The organism is Paenibacillus sp. JZ16, from assembly GCF_015326965.1.
GTDB lineage: Bacteria > Bacillota > Bacilli > Paenibacillales > Paenibacillaceae > Paenibacillus_AQ.
In genome coordinates this window covers 3762673-3785269 of record NZ_CP017659.1, presented here as the reverse complement: position 1 = coordinate 3785269, position 22597 = coordinate 3762673, and the positions used below count along the sequence as shown (strand labels likewise).

Annotated in this window: 18 protein-coding genes; all 18 read left to right on the top strand. The window is 40.0% G+C overall.

The window, feature by feature from the left end:
* Positions 1-64 precede the first annotated feature (64 nt).
* Positions 65-898, top strand: a complete 834-nt coding sequence (locus BJP58_RS17310) for a flagellin N-terminal helical domain-containing protein (RefSeq protein WP_194539916.1) — start codon at positions 65-67, stop codon at positions 896-898.
* A gap of 75 nt (positions 899-973) precedes the next feature.
* Positions 974-1306, top strand: a complete 333-nt coding sequence (locus tag BJP58_RS17305; RefSeq protein ID WP_194539915.1) for a flagellar protein FlaG — start codon at positions 974-976, stop codon at positions 1304-1306.
* Between the two features lie 14 nt (positions 1307-1320).
* Positions 1321-2322, top strand: a complete 1002-nt coding sequence (gene fliD / locus BJP58_RS33935; protein ID WP_267907794.1) for a flagellar filament capping protein FliD — start codon at positions 1321-1323, stop codon at positions 2320-2322.
* Positions 2253-2816 (top strand): flagellar filament capping protein FliD, encoded by a 564-nt coding sequence (gene fliD, locus BJP58_RS33930; protein ID WP_267907791.1) that lies wholly within the window; start codon positions 2253-2255, stop codon positions 2814-2816. Before fliD (BJP58_RS33935) ends, fliD (BJP58_RS33930) begins: the two co-directional genes overlap by 70 nt.
* A 54-nt stretch (positions 2817-2870) precedes the next feature.
* Complete coding sequence (gene fliS / locus BJP58_RS17295) at positions 2871-3263, top strand: flagellar export chaperone FliS (protein WP_194539914.1); 393 nt, start codon at positions 2871-2873, stop codon at positions 3261-3263.
* Positions 3256-3594 carry a hypothetical protein gene (locus BJP58_RS17290; RefSeq protein WP_194539913.1) on the top strand — a complete coding sequence of 113 codons (339 nt, stop codon included), beginning with the start codon at positions 3256-3258 and terminating at the stop codon, positions 3592-3594. The genes fliS and BJP58_RS17290 overlap by 8 nt, the downstream gene beginning before the upstream one ends.
* A 16-nt stretch (positions 3595-3610) precedes the next feature.
* Positions 3611-7303 (top strand): IPT/TIG domain-containing protein, encoded by a 3693-nt coding sequence (locus BJP58_RS17285; protein WP_194539912.1) that lies wholly within the window; start codon positions 3611-3613, stop codon positions 7301-7303.
* Between the two features lie 69 nt (positions 7304-7372).
* Entirely contained in the window at positions 7373-8467 is a 1095-nt protein-coding gene (locus BJP58_RS17280) for a glycosyltransferase (RefSeq protein WP_194539911.1), read from the top strand.
* Between the two features lie 81 nt (positions 8468-8548).
* Positions 8549-9751 carry a flagellin lysine-N-methylase gene (gene fliB, locus BJP58_RS17275; RefSeq protein WP_194539910.1) on the top strand — a complete coding sequence of 401 codons (1203 nt, stop codon included), beginning with the start codon at positions 8549-8551 and terminating at the stop codon, positions 9749-9751.
* 58 nt (positions 9752-9809) lie between these two features.
* Positions 9810-11153 (top strand): glycosyltransferase, encoded by a 1344-nt coding sequence (locus tag BJP58_RS17270; RefSeq protein ID WP_194539909.1) that lies wholly within the window; start codon positions 9810-9812, stop codon positions 11151-11153.
* A gap of 15 nt (positions 11154-11168) precedes the next feature.
* A complete protein-coding gene (locus BJP58_RS17265; RefSeq protein ID WP_194539908.1) occupies positions 11169-12251 on the top strand; it encodes a DegT/DnrJ/EryC1/StrS family aminotransferase in 1083 nt (360 codons plus the stop codon).
* On the top strand, positions 12248-12955 hold the full coding sequence (locus BJP58_RS17260) for a WbqC family protein (RefSeq protein WP_194539907.1): 708 nt from the start codon (positions 12248-12250) through the stop codon (positions 12953-12955). Before BJP58_RS17265 ends, BJP58_RS17260 begins: the two co-directional genes overlap by 4 nt.
* 22 nt (positions 12956-12977) lie before the next feature.
* Positions 12978-13640, top strand: coding sequence for an LbetaH domain-containing protein (locus BJP58_RS17255; RefSeq protein WP_194539906.1), 663 nt, complete (start codon positions 12978-12980; stop codon positions 13638-13640).
* 543 nt (positions 13641-14183) lie between these two features.
* Complete coding sequence (locus tag BJP58_RS17250; RefSeq protein WP_194539905.1) at positions 14184-16517, top strand: fibronectin type III domain-containing protein; 2334 nt, start codon at positions 14184-14186, stop codon at positions 16515-16517.
* Positions 16518-16886: 369 nt separating this feature from the next.
* Entirely contained in the window at positions 16887-17084 is a 198-nt protein-coding gene (locus BJP58_RS17245) for a cold shock domain-containing protein (protein WP_009594275.1), read from the top strand.
* A 198-nt stretch (positions 17085-17282) separates the two neighbouring features.
* Entirely contained in the window at positions 17283-17849 is a 567-nt protein-coding gene (hpf, locus tag BJP58_RS17240) for a ribosome hibernation-promoting factor, HPF/YfiA family (RefSeq protein ID WP_113059715.1), read from the top strand.
* Positions 17850-18572: 723 nt separating this feature from the next.
* Positions 18573-21086 (top strand): preprotein translocase subunit SecA, encoded by a 2514-nt coding sequence (gene secA, locus BJP58_RS17235; RefSeq protein ID WP_071219788.1) that lies wholly within the window; start codon positions 18573-18575, stop codon positions 21084-21086.
* A gap of 394 nt (positions 21087-21480) precedes the next feature.
* A protein-coding gene (gene prfB / locus BJP58_RS17230; RefSeq protein WP_194539904.1) for a peptide chain release factor 2 occupies positions 21481-22594 on the top strand; the annotation gives its coding sequence in 2 pieces (ribosomal slippage) (positions 21481-21552 and positions 21554-22594; 1113 coding nt in all).
* Positions 22595-22597 lie beyond the last annotated feature (3 nt).

Genomic DNA, 22597 nt, shown 5'->3' with positions numbered 1-22597 from the left:
CCCGATCACAATAGGGTGAAGCAAGGATGCTAATCACCAACACATTCCAAGGAGGAATTTTATCATGCGTATTAACCACAATATCAGTTCTTACAACACACAGCGTCAATTGTCTTTCAACAACACTCAACAAGGTAAATCCCTTGAAAAGCTGTCTTCCGGCTACCGCATCAACCGTGCAGCTGACGATGCTGCTGGTCTTGCAATCTCCGAGAAAATGCGTAACCAAATCCGTGGTTTGGAGCAAGCTTCGAAGAATGCTTTGGACGGTATCTCCCTGATCCAAACGGCTGAGGGTGCACTGAACGAAACTCATTCCATGCTGCAGCGTATGGGTGAACTGTTTACACAAGCAGCTAACGAAGTGTTGACTACAACGGATACAGCTAAAATTAAAGCTGAAGTTGATCAATTAAGTGCTCAGATTGATGCAATTGCTAACCAGACGCAATTTAACACTAAAAAGCTTCTTGATGGTTCTACAGCAACGGTTAAATTCCAAGTTGGTGCTAATAAAGGCGAAACCATTGACCTTACTTTGCAAAACATGAAGGCTGCTACACTCTTGGTTGACGGAGCATCCTTGAAAGATATCACAGTTGATGGTCAAACTCATGCGAATGCTTCAGACAACTTGAAAGCTGTTCAGGATGCTATCAATACAGTATCTGGCGCTCGCTCCGATCTTGGTGCTGTTCAAAATCGTCTTGAGCACACAATAAATAACTTGGGAACCACTTCAGAAAACCTTCAAGCTGCTGAGTCCCGTATTCGTGACGTAGATATGGCTAAGGAAATGAGTGAGTTTACTAAAAACAACATTCTCCAACAAGCAGCTACTGCGATGTTGGCACAGGCAAATCAACAACCACAGGGCGTATTGCAATTACTGCGTTAATTTTGGACATAGGCCGGCCGGGGAACCGGCCGGCCTTTTTTTATAACATTTCTTTTAGTGCTAGGAGGTAAATAAGTGAGGGTTGATCAAAGCACTTCGCCTACGAATCTTATATCAGGGCTGAAAGAAAATCTCTCCTCCAATACGTCTTTTAGAAAAGAGACAGAAACTAACAAAAATAAAGGTGACCATACCGTAAATGAATTGACTGATAAGATAAATAAGAAACTTGTCGAGTCTGGTACCCATATTCAAGTGAAGTTACATGAGAAAACAAAGACTATCATGGTACTTGTTGTAGCTGATGAGACAGAAGAAGTGATAAGGGAAATACCAAAAGAGAAGATGCTTGATATCATGTATAACATGTGCGTACAAGTAGGAGTGTTTTTGGATGAGAAAATGTAGGGAGGGGTAGTGAAATGGCTGGAATTAACGGGCCTATTAGGTTGACAGGATTCAGCGGTGCCTTAGATACGGATAGTTTAATTAAAGATTTAATGAGAGCTGAGCGTTTGCCATTAGATAATATTTTAAAGCAGAAACAATTTACAGTGTGGCAACGTGAAGATTATCGATCAATGAACACTGCATTACTTAATCTTAGGAAAGCAGTTAGCGATTTAAGGCTGGAATCAAACTTTGAGAGTGTCAAAGCATCATCTTCTAATACCAATATCTTGGAGGTAATATCAGGAGGTTCTAACCCTAGTTTTAGTCAAGTTTCAGTCAAAAACTTGGCTACATCTGCGTCTATTGTTGGAAGAGGAGTCACTGGATCACCTACAGAACCAGTAAATGCAGATGGTTCTGTCACTATAACAGGTGCTTCTGGTTCAACAAATATTAAGATTACTCCTGGTGTCTCTACAATGGAATCGATAGTAAAGGATATTAATAATTCTTCAAAACTCACAGGAGTTAAAGCGAGTCTAGACCAAACTACTGGTGTGTTGTATCTAAGCTCAACTACTTCAGGTGGTTCCTCTAAGATTAATATTACTTCGACAGGAACTACTAATGCTTTAGCTGATGTTTTTAATTTAGACCCTGCCAAGTTGTCCGTTACAGGGGAAGATGCTGAATTTACTGTAAATGGAAGTGAAATAATTAAATCCAGCTCAAATAATATAACTATTAATGGTGTTCAGGTTAATCTTCGAGGGACAGGTGATGTAACTATAAACGCTGTCGCCGATCGAAGTGCAGTTACAGATAAAGTCAAGAATTTTGTTGAGAAGTATAACGAAATTGTTGATTTATTCTCTAGTGCATCTAGTACCAAAAAAAACCGGTCATATCAACCACTCACTACAGAAGAGAAAAGCAGCATGACTGATAAAGAGATTGAGTTGTGGGAAAAAAAGCTAGAGAAGGAACATTATACAGAGATAGTTTGCTCACAGACACCCTCTCGTCTCTAAGATCAGCCTTGAATTTACCTTTAGCTACATCAGACCCCAATCAGTTGAAACTTCTTTCTCAAATCGGTATCACTGTTAAGTCAGATTATCGAGAGAATGGGAAGTTGGAACTTGATGAAAACAAGTTATCTGATGCACTAAATAACCGATTTGACGAAGTAGTACAGTTATTTACGACACCTTCTGATACAGGTACTGACACGCCGGAAAATGCGAATAAGAGGAGACAAGAACTCGGGTTTGCTGAACGAGTATATGAAGCAGTAAACACTCAACTTGCAAAATTCACAAAGAAAATTGGTTCGGGTTCCGTTGAAGCACTAGATGACAGTGTTCTAGGCAAGCAATTGAAGGAGTTGGGAACTAGAGAATCAGAATGGCAGAGGAAACTAGAAGACATTGAAACAAGATATTACAAGAAATTCACAGCCATGGAGAAGGCTCTACAGAAGCTGAACAGTCAAGGATCATGGTTGGCTTCCCAATTGGGTTGATAATATCCCGAATTTTTTAAGTTCACTAATAGAATGACTTATGGAGAGATTAACATGCAAAATGCTCAACACCTTCAATATCTAAAAGTTCAAGTGGAGACAGCAAGCCCGGGAGAATTGACTTTACTTCTGTATCAGGAAATAGTGAAGTCATTACTAAAAGCAAGACAGTTATACTCCCAAGGCGAATACCAATTGATGAATGAGGTCTTATATAAAGTCAGAGATATTTTTAATGAACTGATCATTACACTGGATTTACAATATGATATTTCTCAAAATCTCAAGCAGTTGTATTTATTCTATAACAATCAGATTGCTCAATTCATCATTAATAAAGATGTTAGTCAACTTGATGGAACTTTGGACTTTGCTAAAGGGTTATTGGAAACCTGGAAAGAAGCCTTGATGCTTCTTAAATCAGATAGAGGTAGCAATAATGTTTGATATTCCGGGAACTTCACCAACTATAAGCCGTCTTTTAGTGATGTATAAAGAAATATTGAATGAGCGCACTTTTGAAAGTTATGAGGCTAGAGCTGAAGATATTGATCAACTATATGACCACTTAAAACTGGGTATAGCAGAAGAAGAAAAATGGAAGTTACATGAGTTAACACTGTTGCATGAACAAATCATAAGTATGATTCTATTAGAGAAATCGAACTTAGGGGAACAATTTCTTAATTTTAATAAAAAAAAGCATGTTTCGAATCAATACGGAAAAGTATCTAGCTATGATGGTGTAGATGCTTTTTTCTTGGATTACAAAAAGTAATTAGGAGGTTAAGTTAATGCATAAGGCTATATTAAAAGTATTAATTTCTATATTAGCCTGTTTTATCATTATAAGTCAGCTTCCCCTTCAACCCAATGCTGCAGCAGCTAATACTGAAGCTGTAAGCGTAGAAAAAAGGGTGTCACCATCCGAGATCTTAATTGGTGAAGAAGCAGATGTTGAATTGAATGTATCAGGATCTGGAGATGTGAATTTCGTAAAGCCTAATGATATTATCTTAATTATTGATAGATCGGGAAGTATGCTACCGAGTAACAACAATGGTGAGGATAAGATGGCTAACGCTAAAGCTGCCGCTAAAGGCTTTATTGATCTAGTGGATTTCACCAAGCATCGTGTTGGTGTTGTTGATTTCTCGAGTAATGTGAAATACAAAGAACTTTCAAATAATCCAGACGAGTTGAAAAACTATATAAATGGTATTCAGGCCAGTGGGGGAACAAATACTCAAAGCGCAATTGAAAAGTCTCGTGAGCTATTGAGGAATCATAGAAGTGAAGCTCAGCCTGTTATATTATTGCTTACGGATGGCGAAGCTACTGAACCCGCTCCAGTAGAAAATGCACGTCTTAAAGCACTGGAACAAGCCAATTCCGCTAAAGGTGAATCAGTAGTTTTTTATACAATTGCTCTTTTAAAAGCTAATGAAAATCCCGCGACTAGCGCTCCAAACCAGTTAATGAAGGAAATGGCTACGACTGCTCATCACCATCATTTTGTCTTAGGGTCTGTGGGATTGGCTGAAATCTATCAAGCTATAGTTGATGAAATTGGCGTGGCTAGTGCTTATGATGTTATTATCACTGACACTGTGAGCCCAGAATTTGAGATAGTACCAAATTCTTATCAGGACAATATTCCACAGCCAACAGTAATTGGGAATAAACTTGAATGGAAGTTTAATGAGCTTAAGGAAGAGAAATTATCTTTACACTATAAAATTCGCCATAAATCAGGAGCAGCAACCGGCTCGATATCTGTTGGTGCAGAAGAAATTAACGTTACTTATAAAGATTATACAGGAGCACCACATCATTTTAATGTGAGCCACCCTGTGATAAAAGTGTCGTATCCTGCTCCTATAATCAGCTCAATCGTAGAGGATAATGGATTAATTAATGGGGGAGAAACAGTAGCTATAAATGGAGAAAACTTCCTTGATAATCCTAAGGTCACTTTCGGAACGAAAGATGCTACTTCGGTTCAGTTTATAGATTCAACCCAAATTATTATTACAACACCACCAGGGGTGCAAGGTATAACTGATGTAAAAGTTACAAATAAAGATGGACAGTTTGCAACTACTACATATAGATACTTTGCTATTCCTGAAATTACTGACCTTAATCCTAAAATAGGCCCTATCGGTGGTGGCAATGAAATAAAAATATCAGGTAAATATTTCATGCAAGGTGCGAAGGTCAAGCTTGGAGAAAACGAAGCAGTTGTAAAAAGTACCACCTCTACGCTTATTTCAATTATCGCACCTAGTTCATCAGAGCCTGGAAAAGTTGATGTCCAAGTAGTTAATCCTGATGGAACTGAGACAGTGATGCCAAATGCTTATGAATATTTGGAAGGTCCAGTCATTCATGATATAACCCCTTCATCTGGATTAATTACTGGTGGCGACAGTGTTTTGATAACAGGTGATCATTTTAGAGATGGTGCAGTAGTTAAATTCAATTCATATACATTACAAGCTGAATATGTCTCCTCAACGGAGTTGAAAGTTTCAACACCAGTTTGGAGTAGAGCGGAGGCAGTCAATGTTGTTGTTATGAATCCTGATGGACAAATTGCAACATTAGAAAAAGGATTTAACTATGAATATCCGGCACCAATAATTGAGAAGATCAGTCCAAATGAAGGATTGGTAACTGGCGGAGATCTTATTGTAATAGAAGGCCAGAATTTTCTGCCCGAGTCAAAGGTACTGTTTAAGGATAAAGAAATTTCGCCAAGCTACCTAGATAAAAATCATTTGAGGGTTAGATCACCACAATGGACGACTGAAGAAACTGTTGATATAACTGTTAAAAATCCTGATGGTAAGTTGTCAAAGTTGGAGCAGGCCTATACTTATAAGCTACCACCAGTATTCGAAGTGAGTTCTATATCGCCAACGAGCGGTCCGCTTGAAGGTGGAAATATGATTTATATAAACGGTAAAGAATTTAGTAATACTTTATCAGTATACATTGATAATACCAAAATTATCCATTCATTTATATCGAATGAACAGCTTTCTATTAGGGCTCCTAAGGCATTAGAAGCTGGTAAAGTAGATTTAAAAATCGTTGATAATTACCAACGAGAAGTCATATTAAGTGATGCTTATGAATATCTCGCTCCACCGCCACTACCAGAACCTAAAATTCTAAAAATAACACCAAATGAAATGGTGAGAACGAGTGACGAGTTTATATTTATCGAAGGTGAAAACTTCCAGAATGGTGCAAGTGTATGGCTGAATGATTTCAAACTTTCGTCTGTATCTTTTCTCAGTCCTCAGCAGCTTCGCTTTAGAGCACCAACATGGAGCCAAGAGGAGACTGTTGATGTTAAAGTAATGAATCCCGATGGCCAGAGTCATGTATTAAATCAATCCCTTCACTTTACAAACCCAGCTCCAGATCCAGCCCCTGCAATTTTGTCGTTGTCTCCTGACTCTGGTGAGATGACAGGTGGGTACTTTGTCTTCATTAATGGTAATCATTTTAAACAAGGGGCAAAGGTGTATTTTGGTGGTACTGAGGTAACAGTTTCATTTCTAAGCAATAGTCAATTAAGGGTGAGGGCTCCTTTATGGACGGCACCAGAAGCGGTTGTTCTTAAAGTCATTAATCCAGATGGATTGGAGGGTGAGTCTACGTTTACTTTTACTCCTCCAGCACTTGGGCCAGCACCTCAAATCACAGAGCTTAGTCCAAATAAGGCCGTTCTTACTGGAGGAGAATTTGTTTATATAAATGGTGAGAATTTCAATGCTCAATCAGTCGTCAAATTTGGTAATCAGACCATCTCGGCATCGTTCTTATCTGATAAACAACTTCGCGTTCGTGTACCATCATGGCCAAAAGCAGAAACCATTGAAGTATCAGTGACAAATCCGGATGGGCAGCTTACTACAAGTAGCTTGGAATTTATTCTTCCTCCTCCGCCAGTAATCACGAAATTAACACCGAATCATATGGTGTTGGACTCAGCAGAATTAGTTTTACTTGATGGTAATAATTTGCAATACGGTGTAAAAGCATTTATTGCAGATAAAGAAGTTACAGTAAGTTATTTAAGTGATAAGCAGATACGTTTTAGAGTGCCGATTTGGTCTAACCCTGAAACTGTATCGGTTAGATTGGTTAATCCTGATGGCCAATCTATAACTCTTGCTGAAGGAATAACATTTGAACCCAAACCAATGAAGCCAGCGCCTATAGTGACTTCTATCACTCCAAATACTGGATTAAAAGACAGTAATATGTTTGTGTATGTTAACGGAGATAACTTTGTTGAAGGTGCTAAAGTGTCAGTGGACAATTCAACTCCAGTACTGACTTCTTTTTTAAGTAGTAAGCAATTAAGGTTTAGATTACCTATTAGTTCCAAGACAGGCCCGGTAGATGTTAAAGTCATTAATCCTGATGGTCAATTTATAATAATAACACAAGGGTTTACGTATCAATAAGGCTCCCAAACAGGTGTCTAAGCCATTTAGGCACCTGTTTTTATTATTTATCCATAGGAGATTCACTTAATGAAGCAGCCAATATCCGCTTGTATTATGACAAAAAATGAAGAAAACGTTATTGCCCAATGTATTGATTCGATCAGTCCTTACGTAGAAGAAGTAATTGTTCTAGATACCGGCTCTACTGATAAAACAGTAGAGATTGCCAAATGCAAAAAGGTTATTGTAGAACAAACTTCCTGGAATAATAGCTTTTCTATGGTTCGTAACGAACTCATAAGGATTGCCAGCAAACCAGTTATATTAATGATAGATGCAGATGAAATACTTGTGGCTGATCAACAAGAATTATTGCAACGAAGCTATAATTTTATAGTAGAGAATAATAGTATGATTGGAAGATTAAGCATAATTAATCAAACGGAGGATAATGAAACAACAAGATCATCGGCAGCCAGATTGTTCAGTAACAGTACCGACATTTTTTTTGAAGGTGCTGTACACGAACAAATACACTCTAAAAATAGATCACTATCATATTTCGATACTGAATTGAAAGTTATGCATGATGGTTACTCTAAAGAAAGAGTTGCTCGAAATAATAAGATCCAAAGGAATTTAGAATTGTTATTTTCTGAACTACGAGATAAACCAGAAGATTCTTACTTGAACTTTCAAATAGGTAGGACATATTCAGTTAATGGTGAACATGACAAAGCAGAACATTACTTGAATAAAGCGTATAGGTCTGCTAATGGTAATGAAATTTTTCATAGTACCATCATCCAAACGTATGGATGGACATTACTAGAAAATTCCAAATTCGAGACATTACTTGCGTTGCTTTATTCAGCGATAGATAGATACCCTGATTACACGGATCTATATTTTTTGTATGGATGTACCTTAACAAAAATGAAGTCAGTTAATCATATTGATTTAATACCTGGAATTTTTGAAGCGTGTATTGCTCTAGGTGAACCGGATTCAAGAAAATACGAGACAGTTTCTGGGGTTGGATCTTATAAGGCATTCTATAATCTAGGGATTTTCAAAGAATTAACTGGAGATAAAAAAGGGGCTATTGCTGCTTATCAAGAAAGCAGCTTGGAAAACTATAAACCAGCGATGGATAGATTGCAACTGATAACTAATGAATAATAGTATTAACGTATTTGGAGAAAAGGGGAGATTAAACATGCTTCAGGGAACATTAATTCCTAAGTATATGAAGGATTTTAAATGTATAGGGGGGAATGTGCGGATACTTGTTGTTCAGGGTGGACTGTTACTATCGATAAAAAAACATATAAAAAATATCAAAAATTAAATGATAATGAGTTACGTACAAAGTTAAAAGATAATGTTAAACGAATAAAGACAAGTGATATAAAAAGTGACGAACTGTATGCACGATTTATTATGGGCAGTAATGGCTGTTGTTCCATGTTAACAGAGGATAAATGGTGTCAGATCCAAAAAGAGCTTGGAGAAGAAGCGTTGTCTGTAACTTGCCAAAGTTACCCAAGGAATCTTAATAAGGTTGATGATAATTTAGAACTTTCAGCTAGAGTTTCGTGTCCCGAGGTCGCCAGACTTGCATTATTACAACCTAATGGAATTGAATTTGAGTCACTTGATTTTGAGATAAATCCAGTGTGGCCACTATATAGATACCAAGATTCGGAATCATCTAACGGAATAAAAAGTTATTTCTGGCCAGTTCGTATGCTTGCAATCGAGATCTTGCAATCACGCCAAATAAGCTTAGGGGACCGCATGTTGGTGTTGGGCATGTTTATTAATGCTCTGCAAACAGAAATAAATAATGCGAATGAGAGTAAAATACCGCAGATAATAGAATTATATCAAGCGAACCTAAAGGATTCCAATTTTCTAGCTTCTATCTGTAACTTAAATACTAACTTAGATGTTCAACTACAAGTTCTTTTTGAGCTTATCAAATACAGAACAAAATTAGGGATAGAAAGCGACAGGTATTTAATAACAATGAAAGAAATGATCGAGGGTTTTAATCAAGTGGATGAAAATTCAAATTTCGATTCGTTTAAAGAATGTTATAAAACTAACTTCAATGATTATTATTTTCCTTATATGCAAACTAAGGAATATATTTTGGAAAACTATGTAGTGAATTTGGTATATAATTTGTTGTTTCCAAGCAGTGATGGTAGGAATAGCTCTTTATTTGATGAATTCGTTATTATTGCGACGTTGTACGCTTTATTGAAGATTCATTTAGTAGGAGTATCAGGTAAACACAAATCATTAGATGATGAACTAGTTATTCGAGTTGTTCAATCTTACGCAAAGGTTATGGAACATAATAATCGTTACATCAAATCTGTTCTTGAAGAGCTTAAGTTGAATAATTACTATTCACTGGCACATGTGTCTGTGCTTGTAAAGGATATGAAAGTATAAATAATGCATCTATATTACATTCAAATTAAAGTATTAAATGGAAGGGACATCATTATACATGGTAAATGTAATTAGTGATTATTACAATCAATTTAAAAATGATATTGAGAACCTCTTAGAAGATGGTCGCTTTGATGATGCAAATCATCTTATTAGAGAATATAGGAGATTAGATCCTAGAAATATTGAAATCTATTCGGTTGAATCAGTAGTTGCAATTATGGAAGGTAATATGAATCGTGCTGAGCAAGCATTACGAATGGGACTTACTTTAGATAAAGATAACCCAGACCTTTGGTTTAACTTCGGATATTTTCATGAAATTAAGGGAGACTTAGTTGGAGCTTTACATTGTTATCAGAATGCAAAAAAAAATGCTTCTGAGGAGCTAATAGTACAAATTAACGATGTAATTGTTAAACTATCGAGTAAGGGTAAAGAAATCCCGTTAGAAGAGAAGGAATGTTTAGATAACAAGACTACCCCAATTGTTAGCGTTCTAATTCCAACGTATAACATGAAGGAATATTTGAAAGAAGCGATAGATAGTGTATTGGCGCAGGATTTTTCTAATTTAGAAATCATCATTGCAGATGATTGCTCCACAGATGGCACCTTTGAAGTGATGAGTGAATATAAAGACGATTCAAGAGTGCGTTACGTTCAAAACAAGGTGAACCTTGGTTCGAGCATAAATTCTCAGCAATTATTATACAAATACGCTCAAGCAAAATATGTATTATTTATTAATCACGATGATTATTTAACACAAACAGACTATATTAGTAAAGCAGTAGCAATATTAGAATCTAATCAAGATATCTCACTCGTGTTTGCTAATGTAAAAATTATGAATACGCAGTCCCCACAAGGTTTTAACGGAACCAATTTAAATATAGAAAGCAGGGTTGATGGTCTCGATTACTTTTTGAATTATCAAAAAGTAAAATATCCACCAATTCCGAGCACACTCACATCGATGTTTCGTAAGGATGATGCAATTCGTATGGGGTGTCTTTTAGAAGAAGTGTACAGTCAGGATACTTTTCTATATTTAAAATTGATGTTACTTGGTGATGTAGCATTTATCGAAAACCATGTCGGAGTTTACAGAGTACATGGCGAGAATTTATCAAATAATATGCCAAGTGATCGAGATTTTTCTACCGTTGAGGAATTTGAAAGACTATATACATTTGCATTGGCAAAAGGAATGAATGTAGAAGATTTAGAGCTTTGGTTGCAAATTAGAATATTTAATTATATACGTTGGAGGCTAACGTACATTTGGCCAAGTAACAGGAAATATGCACTGGAATTGTTACTAGCTATAGCGGACCAATATAACTTTGCGTTTGATTCTATTGTCTCTAACCTGCAATGGTCTAATCCTACTAAGTAAAGAAGGAAAAACTCGATGATATTTGTTACAAAACCTTATCTGCCTGATGAGGAAAAGTTTAATCACTATGTTTCTCAAATCTTCCGTTCGGAGAGATTAACCAATAACGGCGAATTACTATTAGAATTAGAGAGGCGATTAGCCTCATATTTAGGAGTAGAGAACATTCTGCTTGTCTCTAACGGCACCTTAGCTTTATCCGTTGCTTATAAATTATTGGGATTACAAGGAGAAGTTATTACAACTCCTTTTTCTTTTGTCGCTACTACAAGTAGTTTAGTGTGGGAAGATTTAAAACCAGTATTTACTGATATAGATGAAGAAACTTTGAATATTAACCCTGATGAAATTGAAAGAAATATAACTGATTCAACAACAGCGATAGTTCCCGTGCATGTTTTTGGAAATGGTTGCGACATAAATGAAGTCGAGGCAATTGCTAAAGAATACAACTTAAAAGTGGTATATGACGCTGCTCATGCTTTTGGAGTTAGGTATAAAAATCAAAGCATCCTAAACTTTGGAGACATCTCTATACTAAGCTTTCATGCTACTAAGTTATTTCATACTATTGAAGGTGGGGCTTTAATTATTAAGGATAGGGATTTATATGTGAAGGCTCGAAAAATGATTGACTTTGGAATAGATGGCCCAGACAGAGTGCGCTATCTTGGCATAAATGCAAAAATGAATGAGTTTCAAGCGGCTATGGGGCTTTGCGTATTAGATGATATAGAAAAAATTAATGAGAAACGCGAGAAATTGTTCAGGGCATATGAGGCTGCTTTTCAATTTGATCCACTGGTGAAGCTACAAAAACAAAACCTTAATTGCTCAAATAACTTTAGTTACTTTCCTATTATATTAGAAGACGAACAATCACTGTTGCTTGTCAGAGAGCAACTATCCCTTAAGGGTATTATTCCAAGAAGATATTTTCACCCTTCCTTAGATAGGTTGGATTATGTAGAGTCGAGATTCATGCCTGTCTCTAATTCAGTTTCAAGCAGGATACTTTGTCTTCCATTGTACGATTCCCTTGATATTAATGACCAGCGAAGAATTATTCAAACAGTGAAAGAGGCGTTGGTGAAATGAAGGTAGGGATAATGCAACCATATTTATTTCCATATATCGGTTATTTTCAACTAATTAATTGTTCAGATTTGTTTGTCATATATGATGATGTTCAATATATAAATAGAGGATGGATCAACCGGAATAGATTACTAAATAAGGATCAACCATTCCTCTTTACAATGAGCTTAAAAAAAGATTCTTCAACCTTAAATATTAATGAAAGAAAGTTCTCGGAGGAGTTTGATAATGAAAGTAAGAAATTATTGAAAAGTTTAGAGTATTTTTATTCAAAAGCGCCTTATTTTAAAGATACAATGAATTTGATTACTGATATATTTCAGTTCAATACTCAAAATATTTCTGAATTTATTTCCAATCATATTTCTAAAATATGTAAGCATCTTGATATTAAGACTCCTTTGCTACTCTCGTCTGAAATCAATAGAGATCCTAGTCTTAAAGGAGAAGATGCCATTATTGATATAGTTAGTTTACTAAAGGGAGACCATTATATAAATCCAATTGGTGGAACTAATTTATATTCGAAAAATCAGTTTGATATAAATGGTATCCAACTTAGCTTCCTTAAAACTAACGGCATCAGATATCCACAATTTAACAATGATGAGTTTGTATCTAATCTTTCAATTATAGATGTTCTAATGTTTAATTCAAAAAGCGAAATAAGTGAATTGCTGCTTAAGTATGAATTATTCAAGTAGTTATTTAATGGGAGAGGAACTCATGAAAATAATAGTTATTGGAGGAAAAGGCACCGCGGTTAATATTGCGGAACAAATTGTAGATGCTCATCGGTCCTACGGAGCAAAAGCAGAATTTTTGGGTTATGCGTTTGATGATCCTGCCTTTGGTGAAAATATTAATGGCCATCCTATATTGTGTAAAACAAGAGATTTAAATGCTATGTATAGCCATTATTCAGATATTGGATTTCTATACGCTCTATATAATCCTGATAAAATGAGAGAGAGAGTTCAATTGCTGAAGAGTTATGATATTCCTCGTGAGAAGTTTTGTAATTTTATACATCCTAACTCTTATATTTCTAAAAGCTGCAAGATGGGCTTTGGAAATGTGGTGTTATCACATAGTTCTGTACAAGCCAATGTAACATTAGGAGATTTTAATATTATCAATTCGAATGTTGTAGTGGAACACGATACTAATTTAGAAAGTAACAACTTTATTGCTGCATCTACATGCTTAGGATCATTTATTAATGTGGCTAATGGTGTATTTATAGGGCTGAATTCGACAGTAAGGGAACGTGTTCGAATAGAAGATTATGCTTTTGTAGGGATGGGTTCTAATGTTCTTAATGATATTGATGCCGAAAGGATTGTATTCGGTAATCCTGCTAAAGAATACAAAAGAAGTCTAAAATAGTCACTGCCTCATTTAATATTTGCGTTCGTAAAAGAAGCAAAGACGACAATTTTCAGGTGTTTTGCAAGAAAATCTTTTTTGGGAGTGGGTCGGGATGAGGGATATAATATAACACTTTTTTACGCAGAGAAGGTTATGTCTTAGTTGAGACCGAGGAGGATTCGAACATTTCTTCGATCTAATAGGCTTCAAAAACTCTGAAAAAAGTACAATCCCTAGAATTCGAGATTTGTTGAAGGCACTCGTGATTCGCAATAGACAAATTATAAATAGCCGACCAGCATAAAAACTGAATGGATGTTTAAACAATTCAAAAACTTGTGTCGAAGACTCCGGATCTCCGGGGGTCTTTTTTGTCGAAACTTAAGTATTGATTTTAATCTTGTACACTTCTGGAATTTCAATCAAGTCCTTTAGCAATAAAAGATAGAAGTCATAATAAAATAATCCTCGAAACTAGGAATATATACATAGACAAAAATGGATTAAAGTGCTAGATTAATAGTATAAAAGAACCAATATAATACTATAGGAGGATAAAAATTGAAGAAAACTAGCAATTTATTCCTTATTCTATCTCTGTTTTTAAGTTTAGCATTTATCAATCCCGCAGTAGTCGAAGCAGCAACTCAGTATACTGGTGGGCTACTGGATGGAGAGACGGTACAAATTGGATCTTCCGTAGGACAATCATCCTCTATAGCTACACAGTTGACAGACGATGATCCATCGACCTCAGTAGTTCTGGCTAACGGAAGTCTTGCTTGGTACACTTTTACTTCTCCTGTGGAGATTTCCGCGGTCATTGCAAGATATAGTAGCCCAGTAGCTGTTGAGTTTTATGATGTAAATAATAACTTACTACAAAGATATGAAATATTAAGCAGTGATGGAGTTCAAACGCTTCCGGCCCCGGTACAAAATGTTTCATCAGTTGCGTTGAAATATACGGGAGCTAATTCGAGAGTTTACGAATGGAATGTGTTTGCGGCTCCATTAACGGCTCCGTTGCCAACAGCGATTACCTGGATTCAAGGCGGTGATCAAGTAGCGAAACTGGAATGGACGGCAAATGGAGCAGAATCGTACAATGTTAAACGTGCTACTTCTCCAGGTGGACCTTATGCCACGATTGCGAATGTTAAAGGAACCTCATATTCCGATAACACCGTAACAAATGGAACGACATATTATTATGTAGTTTCCGCTGTTAATCAGGCGGGAGAAAGCAGCAACTCGCCTGAGAAGAGTATCAAAATTGAAGCAACGAAGTACACGGGAGGTTTGCTTGATTGGGTTACTTTGCAAGTAGGCAAATCGATATCCAATCCGACAGGAAATACACGAGAACTGACGGATAACAATATATCTACTACAAAGGTCATAAGCAATGGGGAATTTGTGTGGCATACTTTCCCTGCCCCAGTTGAGATTTCTGCGGTCATTGCCAAATATACTAATCCAGTAGCGGTTGAGTTTTATGATGTAAATAATAACTTACTGCAAAGATATGAACTATTAAGCAATGATGGAGTTCAGACGCTTCCGGCTCCGGTACAAGGTGTATCGACAGTTGCGCTGAAATATACGGGAGCTAATTCGAGAGTTTACGAATGGAATGTGTTTGCGGCTCCATTAACGGCTCCGTTGCCAACAGCGATTACCTGGATTCAAGGCGGTGATCAGGTAGCTAAACTGGAATGGACGGCAAATGGAGCAGAGTCGTACAATGTTAAGCGTGCTACTTCTCCAGGTGGTCCTTATGCAGTGATTGCGAATGTTAAAGGAACCTCTTTTTCTGATAACACCGTAACCAATGGAACGACATATTATTATGTAGTTTCTGCGGTGAATCAGGCAGGGGAAAGCAGCAACTCACCTGAGAAGAGTATCAAAATTGAAGCAACGAAGTACACGGGAGGTTTGCTTGATTGGGTTACTTTGCAAGTAGGCAAATCGATATCCAGTCCGACAGGAATTGCACGAGAACTGACGGACAACAATATATCTACTACTAAGGTCATGAGCAATGGGGAATTTGTGTGGTATACTTTCCCTTCCCCGGTTGAGGTTTCTGGCGTCGTTGCAAAGTATACTAATCCAGTAGCGGTTGAATTTTATGATGTAAACAATAACCTGCTGCAAAGATACGAACTATCTACCAATGATGCTGTAGAGACGCTACCAGCCCCCGTACCAGATGTATCGACAGTTGTTTTAAAATACACGGGAGCCAATTCAAGAGTTTACGAATGGAATGTGTTTGGGAAAGGCGGGGAATTGCCTCCAGAGGCACCATTTAATTTAGTTGCTACTGCCGGTAATAAAAACGTTGTTTTACATTGGAGCAGCAGTTCTAACAATGCCGCCACAAGCTTTAATGTAAAGCGAGCCACGGTATCTGGCGGACCGTATGCTGTAATTGGAACCGTAACAGGCAATACTTACAGTTACACAGATAGCAATGTTATGAATGGCACTACATATTATTATATTGTTACCGCGGTTACTGCAGCAGGTGAAAGTGGCGATTCAAATGAAGCTTCCGCTACACCGAAGGCAGTAAATCCTCCCGGTCCTGGTGATGGTCAAGAAGGAGAGCGGGCCTTGCTTCGTCTTATCCTTTTAAATGGCATCGATAGAGAGTACGACTTATCCATGACGGAGGTGAATGCCTTCATTAACTGGTATGAAGAACGTGCCAACGGCGTTGGAACAGCTATGTATGGTATCAATAAATACAATAATAATAAAGGGCCGTTTGTAAATCGTAAGGATTATGTATTCTATGATAAGATTATTACGTTTGAAGTGAATTCTTATGATACGGGGACAATTGTACCGGAAACCCCACCCTATGATCCGGGTGCCCATTAAGACGGAATGTATCTATAGTATTTATGCTCTTGGAGGTGCCGTAGGCGCTGCCAAGAGCATTTTTTGACATAACTTTAATTTAGCTTAATGAGGATCCTTTCACTACGTTTTTGTATAATTTGGACAGGTATTTTTCTGAAGAACTTGGTTCATTATATTTTTTACCGGGTAAATAACCCTAAATCTATTTTGTCCGCAAACTATTTTTGCCCGCCAGCTCAGGCCTGAAGCCAAGTCGACATTTTTTCGGTTTTTTTGCAAAAGAAAACCTTTTCCTTGGTAATTGACACTGGATAAGTCGGGTGCTATAGTCGGAAATGTGGACAATTAGTGTCACACTTTATTTGACAATGAAGGGAATGTTAGTGCATGCAAGGTAAAGTGAAATGGTTCAACGCAGAGAAAGGTTATGGCTTCATCGAGACTGAGGACGGCGGCGACGTATTCGTGCATTTCTCCGCGATCCAATCCGAGGGCTTCAAGACTCTGGAAGAAGGACAATCCGTAGAATTCGAGATCGTTGAAGGCGCTCGTGGCCCGCAAGCAGCTAACGTAATCAAATTATAATCATCCCGGCACAGCCGACCTACATAAACGGTATAGATGATTAACAGTTCGAGATTCGCTAGCCCAAGACTCCGGTTCGTCCGGAGTCTTTTTTCTGTGCGCCGACCCCTTTAAAATATTGTGCTAAAATTCACAATTCTGACTTTTTACATAGCCTTAACAAAATGCTATAATGAAGGTGCAAAGGAGGAGTGCCCAATGCAATTCACTATCCGAGGTCAACAAATTGAAGTGACCGATGCTTTGAAAGACTATGTTGACAAGAAACTCAGCAGGCTAGATAAGTATTTTGATGCACCCCCCACCTCCGAAGGATATGTCACACTGAATGTCATTCGAGGATTGCACACAGTGGAAGTGACCATTCCGCTCACAGGCGTGGTACTGCGTGCGGAAGACCGAAGCGACGATATGTACGCTTCCATTGACGCTGTTGTGGACAAGTTGGAACGTCAGATTCGCAAGCACAAAACCAAGCTGAACCGTAAGATCAAGCAAGAGGGCGGACTGAAGACGCTTATTGCGGCGAACGGAGCAGCGGCAACCAGTCAGATGGATGCAGAGCAAGTCGAGTATGACGAGGACAATTACGAAGTTGTCCGTACGAAACGTTTTACCATGAAGCCGATGGACGTGGAAGAAGCGATCCTGCAGATGAACATGGTAGGCCATAATTTCTTCGTATTTTCCAACATTGACACACAAGAAGTAAATGTCGTTTACAAGCGTGATGACGGCAAGTACGGATTGATCGAGCGGGACTAAGTTTTTAAACGGCATTCCAAACGGAATGTAGAGGCAGTTGGACCTGATCGAATTTTAAATTTTAAACGTTGAAATGAAATTGAAATGTAAGATGAGCCTTCATCCGTGTAAGCGGGTGGGGCTCTTTATTTGGATATATACGTTTTCGATGCGATAGGCATCGTAAAGACGCTGGCATATGATGGTAAGCCCATCGGAGTGTGCTGAATAGTGCAATCATTTTTTCAATGAGGTGGCTCTTAGGGGACTTCGGGGCCGTTTCTTTAACAGCTTCAGGTACAACGTCTTAAGGACTTCCTATATAAGAGGATTAACGTTCGGTTAGCCACGATTCAGCGATAGTTCTAGGGCGGAGTCTTTGTTGTTTTCGGACAATGAGAGATGAATATTTGGCACCCACTTAGATGTAGAGTTTCATTTATGAAATGAATATACTTCCATTGGTTATGACTGGGTAAATGCTCCACGCAACTTTTTTGAGCCTTCCCGCGTCTCATAGAGTAAGGGCTTCACGTAACAGACATCTCTTGTGATAGCACATATTGTTGCGGCATCCCTTACAAACTGTTACAATTTATGCAAACCCTCATTTTATGGGACGGGCTTTTTAGCCTGCATGAAATGGGACCATCATAAGGAATCAATGAATCGATTTCATCATTTAACCCTTTGGCATTTAATGAAGTTGATTCTATCACTTGTTTTGCACGAAAGGGGTTAACCATGCTAGGACTTGTCAAAAAGATATTCGGCGACACCAACGAGCGTGATGTCAAACGTCTCATGAAGACGGTCGATGTAATCAACAAACTGGAACCGGATTTTGAGAAGCTCTCCGATGAGCAGCTGCAATCCAAAACCGAAGAGTTCCGTGCGCGGATCGAGAAAGGTGAGACGCTGGAGGAATTGCTTCCTGAAGCGTTTGCGACAGTTCGTGAAGCTTCCAGACGGACACTCGGCAAGCGTCACTATGACGTGCAGCTGATCGGAGGAATGGCCCTCCACGAAGGCAGAATTGCAGAGATGAAGACCGGTGAAGGTAAGACCCTTGTAGGTACGCTGCCGGTTTACTTAAATGCCCTGCTTGGCAAAGGTGTTCACGTTGTAACGGTCAATGATTATCTGGCGCAGCGTGACAGCCAAGAGATGGCGCAAATATATAATTTCCTGGGAATGACGGTCGGGGTTAACCTGAGCGGCATGGAACACCCGGATAAACAGCAGGCATATGCTTGCGATATTACGTACGGAACGAACAATGAGTTCGGCTTTGACTATCTGCGGGATAACATGGTCCTCTACAAAGAGCAGATGGTTCAGCGCCCACTCTATTTCTGTATCATTGATGAAGTGGACTCCATCCTGGTTGACGAAGCGCGTACGCCGCTCATCATCTCAGGTCAAGCTCAGAAATCGACCGAGCTGTACTTTGCCGCTGACCGTTTCGTGAAGCGTCTGACTGCGGAAGAGGATTATACGGTAGACATTAAAGTCAAATCCGTGGCCTTAACTGAAAAAGGCGTAGCGCTGGCGGAGCGTTCCTTCGGCATCGACAACCTGTATGACCATAACCACGTAACCTTGAACCACCACATTGTACAAGCGCTGAAAGCGAACGTGATCATGCGCCGCGATGTGGATTACGTTGTTACCGACGATGAAGTGGTCATCGTTGATGAATTTACGGGACGTCTGATGGCTGGACGCCGCTACAGCGACGGACTCCACCAGGCGATTGAAGCGAAGGAAGGCATCGAGGTTCAGAACGAGAGTATGACCCTTGCAACCATCACCTTCCAGAACTACTTCCGGATGTATCGCAAGCTGGCAGGTATGACCGGTACGGCGAAAACCGAGGAAGAAGAATTCAAGAAGATTTATGGTCTTGAAGTGCTGCAAATTCCTACGAACAAACCAAATCAGCGTATCGACATGCCGGATGTGGTTTATAAGAGCGAAGAGGGCAAGTTTAAGGCGGTTGTAGCTGAGATCGTGGAGCGTCACAAAAAGAACCAGCCGATTCTGGTGGGTACGGTTTCCATCGAGAACTCCGAGCGTTTATCGGAAATGCTGAAGCGCAAAGGCGTCCAGCATAAAGTTCTGAATGCGAAGTACCATGCGGAGGAAGCGGAAATCATTTCCCGCGCCGGTCAGCCGGGATCGGTAACGATCGCGACGAATATGGCTGGACGCGGTACGGATATTTTGCTTGGTGAAGGCGTACAGGATATTGGCGGACTTCACATTATCGGTACGGAACGTCACGAATCGCGCCGGATCGATAACCAGCTGCGCGGTCGTGCCGGTCGTCAGGGTGACCCGGGGTCGACTCAGTTCTATCTGTCCCTCGGCGATGAGCTGATGAAACGTTTTGGTACGGACAACGTGCTGAACATGATGGAGCGCCTTGGTTTTGAAGAAGACCAGCCGATTGAGAGCAAAATGATTACCCGTGCGGTTGAATCCGCGCAGAAGCGGGTAGAAGGCAACAACTTCGACATGCGTAAAGTCGTTCTCCAATATGATGACGTCATGAACCAGCAGCGTGAGATCATCTACAAACAGCGCCGCGAGATCTTGGAGTCCCAAGACATTAAGCAAATCGTTGTAGAGATGATTAAGCCGGTCATTGATCGTGTCGTTCAGGCTCACTGCAGCGATGACATTCCGGAGAACTGGGAACTGCAAGAAGTGGCAGACTACGTCAACAGCAAGCTGCTGGACGAGGGTGCCGTTACCCGCGAAGATCTGTGGGGTAAAGAAGCAGAAGAGCTTACCGAGTACATCTTCGATCGCGTGATGAAGAAGTACGAAGAGCGTGAGCAAGCCATCGGCGAAGAAATGGTTCGCGAGTTCGAGAAGGTTATCGTGCTGCGTGCGGTAGACAGTAAGTGGATGGATCATATCGATGCAATGGACCAATTGCGTCAAGGTATTCACCTTCGTGCTTACGGCGGTACCGATCCGCTTCGCGAATACCAATTCGAAGGCTTCGAAATGTTTAATGCCATGATCGCGACGATCCAGGAAGAAGTGGCGACGTACATCATGAAGGCCCAAATCGCGACGAATCAGGAGCGTCAAGCCGTTGTGGACGAGAACAAAGTCTCCACGAACAGCAGCAGCGAACCTGCCGAGAAGCGTCCGGTCCAAGTGGCTGAACAGATTGGCCGGAATGATGCATGCCCTTGCGGCAGCGGCAAGAAATATAAGCACTGCCATGGACAGAACGCATAAGCGATACGGCCTATTGGCGATGAATATAATATAAGAAAAGCATCCATCGACACGCTTTTACAGCAGTCGGATCGCGTGTAGAGGATCATTTTCTTGCGATGATCGAATTTGTTCAGTTTCGCTAAAACCGACGAATTCGGTGATTCTTATAAGCCCGTCCAGAATATGGGCGCGAACTTTTCAACTCCCTTAAGAGCGGCAGATGAACCGGGTGATTGTGGTCTATTCCACCGTGATCCGGAATCACTGTTGCGCTTAAGGGAGTTTATCTGAATAAACAGCGAAACCTGTTGTGAAGCGATGTGACATGGATTTTCTCTTGAAATGGAACGTTTTTCATACAGGAGAGGGTATACTGAAATTATTACATGAAGATAAGAAAGGACGAGGACTCATGATCGATCCAAGTGTGAAGCAGGACCTGCGTGAAATTAGCAAGAAACTAACCAATCTTAGGGGGTCTCTTTGACTTAGATTTAAAGCAGGAGATGATTGAGAACTTTGAAGAGAAGATGGCGGCCCCGGATTTCTGGGAAGACAATGAGAAAGCGCAGGCGCTCATTGCCGAGATGAATGCCGTGAAGTCATCCGTTGATCAATATCTGAAGCTGCAAGCGGATTACGACGATGCCGTCGTGATGATCGAGCTGGCGGATGAAGAAGGCGATGACTCTCTTGCGGGAGAAATTGGAGAGACGATCAAGGACCTGGTTGGGCGTGTGGAAGAGTTTGAACTCCAACTGCTGTTGAACCAGCCTTACGATAAAATGAATGCCATCCTTGAGCTGCATCCGGGCGCGGGGGGTACCGAGTCGCAGGACTGGGGCCAAATGCTGCATCGCATGTATACGCGTTGGGCGGAGAAACGCGGCTTCAAGGTAGAGACGCTGGATTATTTGCCTGGGGACGAAGCGGGGATCAAGAGCGTGACGCTGCTCATTAAGGGCTACAATGCTTATGGGTATTTGAAGGCCGAAAAAGGCGTGCATCGCCTGGTTCGGATCTCCCCGTTCGATTCTTCCGGCCGTCGCCATACCTCATTTGTGTCCTGTGACGTCGTTCCGGAGATTAACGATGAGATTGAACTGGACATCCGCACGGAGGACCTGAAGATTGATACTTACCGTGCGAGCGGTGCCGGTGGTCAGCATATCAATACGACGGACTCGGCCGTACGGATCACTCACTTGCCAACGGGTGTGGTCGTAACCTGTCAGAATGAACGGTCCCAGATTAAGAACCGTGAGCGTGCGATGACCATGCTTCGTTCCAAGCTCTACGAGCGCAAGATTGAAGAGCAGCAGAAGGAATTGGCGGAAATCCGCGGCGAGCAGTCCGACATCGCATGGGGCAGCCAGATCCGCTCGTATGTTTTCCATCCGTACAGCATGGTGAAAGACCATCGTACACAGGTGGAGACCGGAAATATAGGAGCCGTCATGGACGGGGATCTGGATGCTTTTATCGATGGATATCTGCGCAGCCAGATCAAGCAGGAAGTCGAGTAGGAC

Excerpts from the sequence above, each read along its gene's own strand:
- fliS (WP_194539914.1), top strand. The coding sequence starts at position 2,871 with ATGCAAAATGCTCAACACCTTCAATATCTAAAAGTTCAAGTGGAGACA.
- BJP58_RS17265 (WP_194539908.1), top strand. The coding sequence starts at position 11,169 with ATGATATTTGTTACAAAACCTTATCTGCCTGATGAGGAAAAGTTTAAT.
- BJP58_RS17290 (WP_194539913.1), top strand. The coding sequence starts at position 3,256 with ATGTTTGATATTCCGGGAACTTCACCAACTATAAGCCGTCTTTTAGTG.
- fliD (WP_267907794.1), top strand. The coding sequence starts at position 1,321 with ATGGCTGGAATTAACGGGCCTATTAGGTTGACAGGATTCAGCGGTGCC.
- fliB (WP_194539910.1), top strand. The coding sequence starts at position 8,549 with ATGTATAGGGGGGAATGTGCGGATACTTGTTGTTCAGGGTGGACTGTT.
- BJP58_RS17270 (WP_194539909.1), top strand. The coding sequence starts at position 9,810 with ATGGTAAATGTAATTAGTGATTATTACAATCAATTTAAAAATGATATT.
- BJP58_RS17285 (WP_194539912.1), top strand. The coding sequence starts at position 3,611 with ATGCATAAGGCTATATTAAAAGTATTAATTTCTATATTAGCCTGTTTT.
- BJP58_RS17245 (WP_009594275.1), top strand. The coding sequence starts at position 16,887 with ATGCAAGGTAAAGTGAAATGGTTCAACGCAGAGAAAGGTTATGGCTTC.
- BJP58_RS17310 (WP_194539916.1), top strand. The coding sequence starts at position 65 with ATGCGTATTAACCACAATATCAGTTCTTACAACACACAGCGTCAATTG.
- secA (WP_071219788.1), top strand. The coding sequence starts at position 18,573 with ATGCTAGGACTTGTCAAAAAGATATTCGGCGACACCAACGAGCGTGAT.
- BJP58_RS17280 (WP_194539911.1), top strand. The coding sequence starts at position 7,373 with ATGAAGCAGCCAATATCCGCTTGTATTATGACAAAAAATGAAGAAAAC.
- BJP58_RS17255 (WP_194539906.1), top strand. The coding sequence starts at position 12,978 with ATGAAAATAATAGTTATTGGAGGAAAAGGCACCGCGGTTAATATTGCG.
- hpf (WP_113059715.1), top strand. The coding sequence starts at position 17,283 with ATGCAATTCACTATCCGAGGTCAACAAATTGAAGTGACCGATGCTTTG.
- BJP58_RS17260 (WP_194539907.1), top strand. The coding sequence starts at position 12,248 with ATGAAGGTAGGGATAATGCAACCATATTTATTTCCATATATCGGTTAT.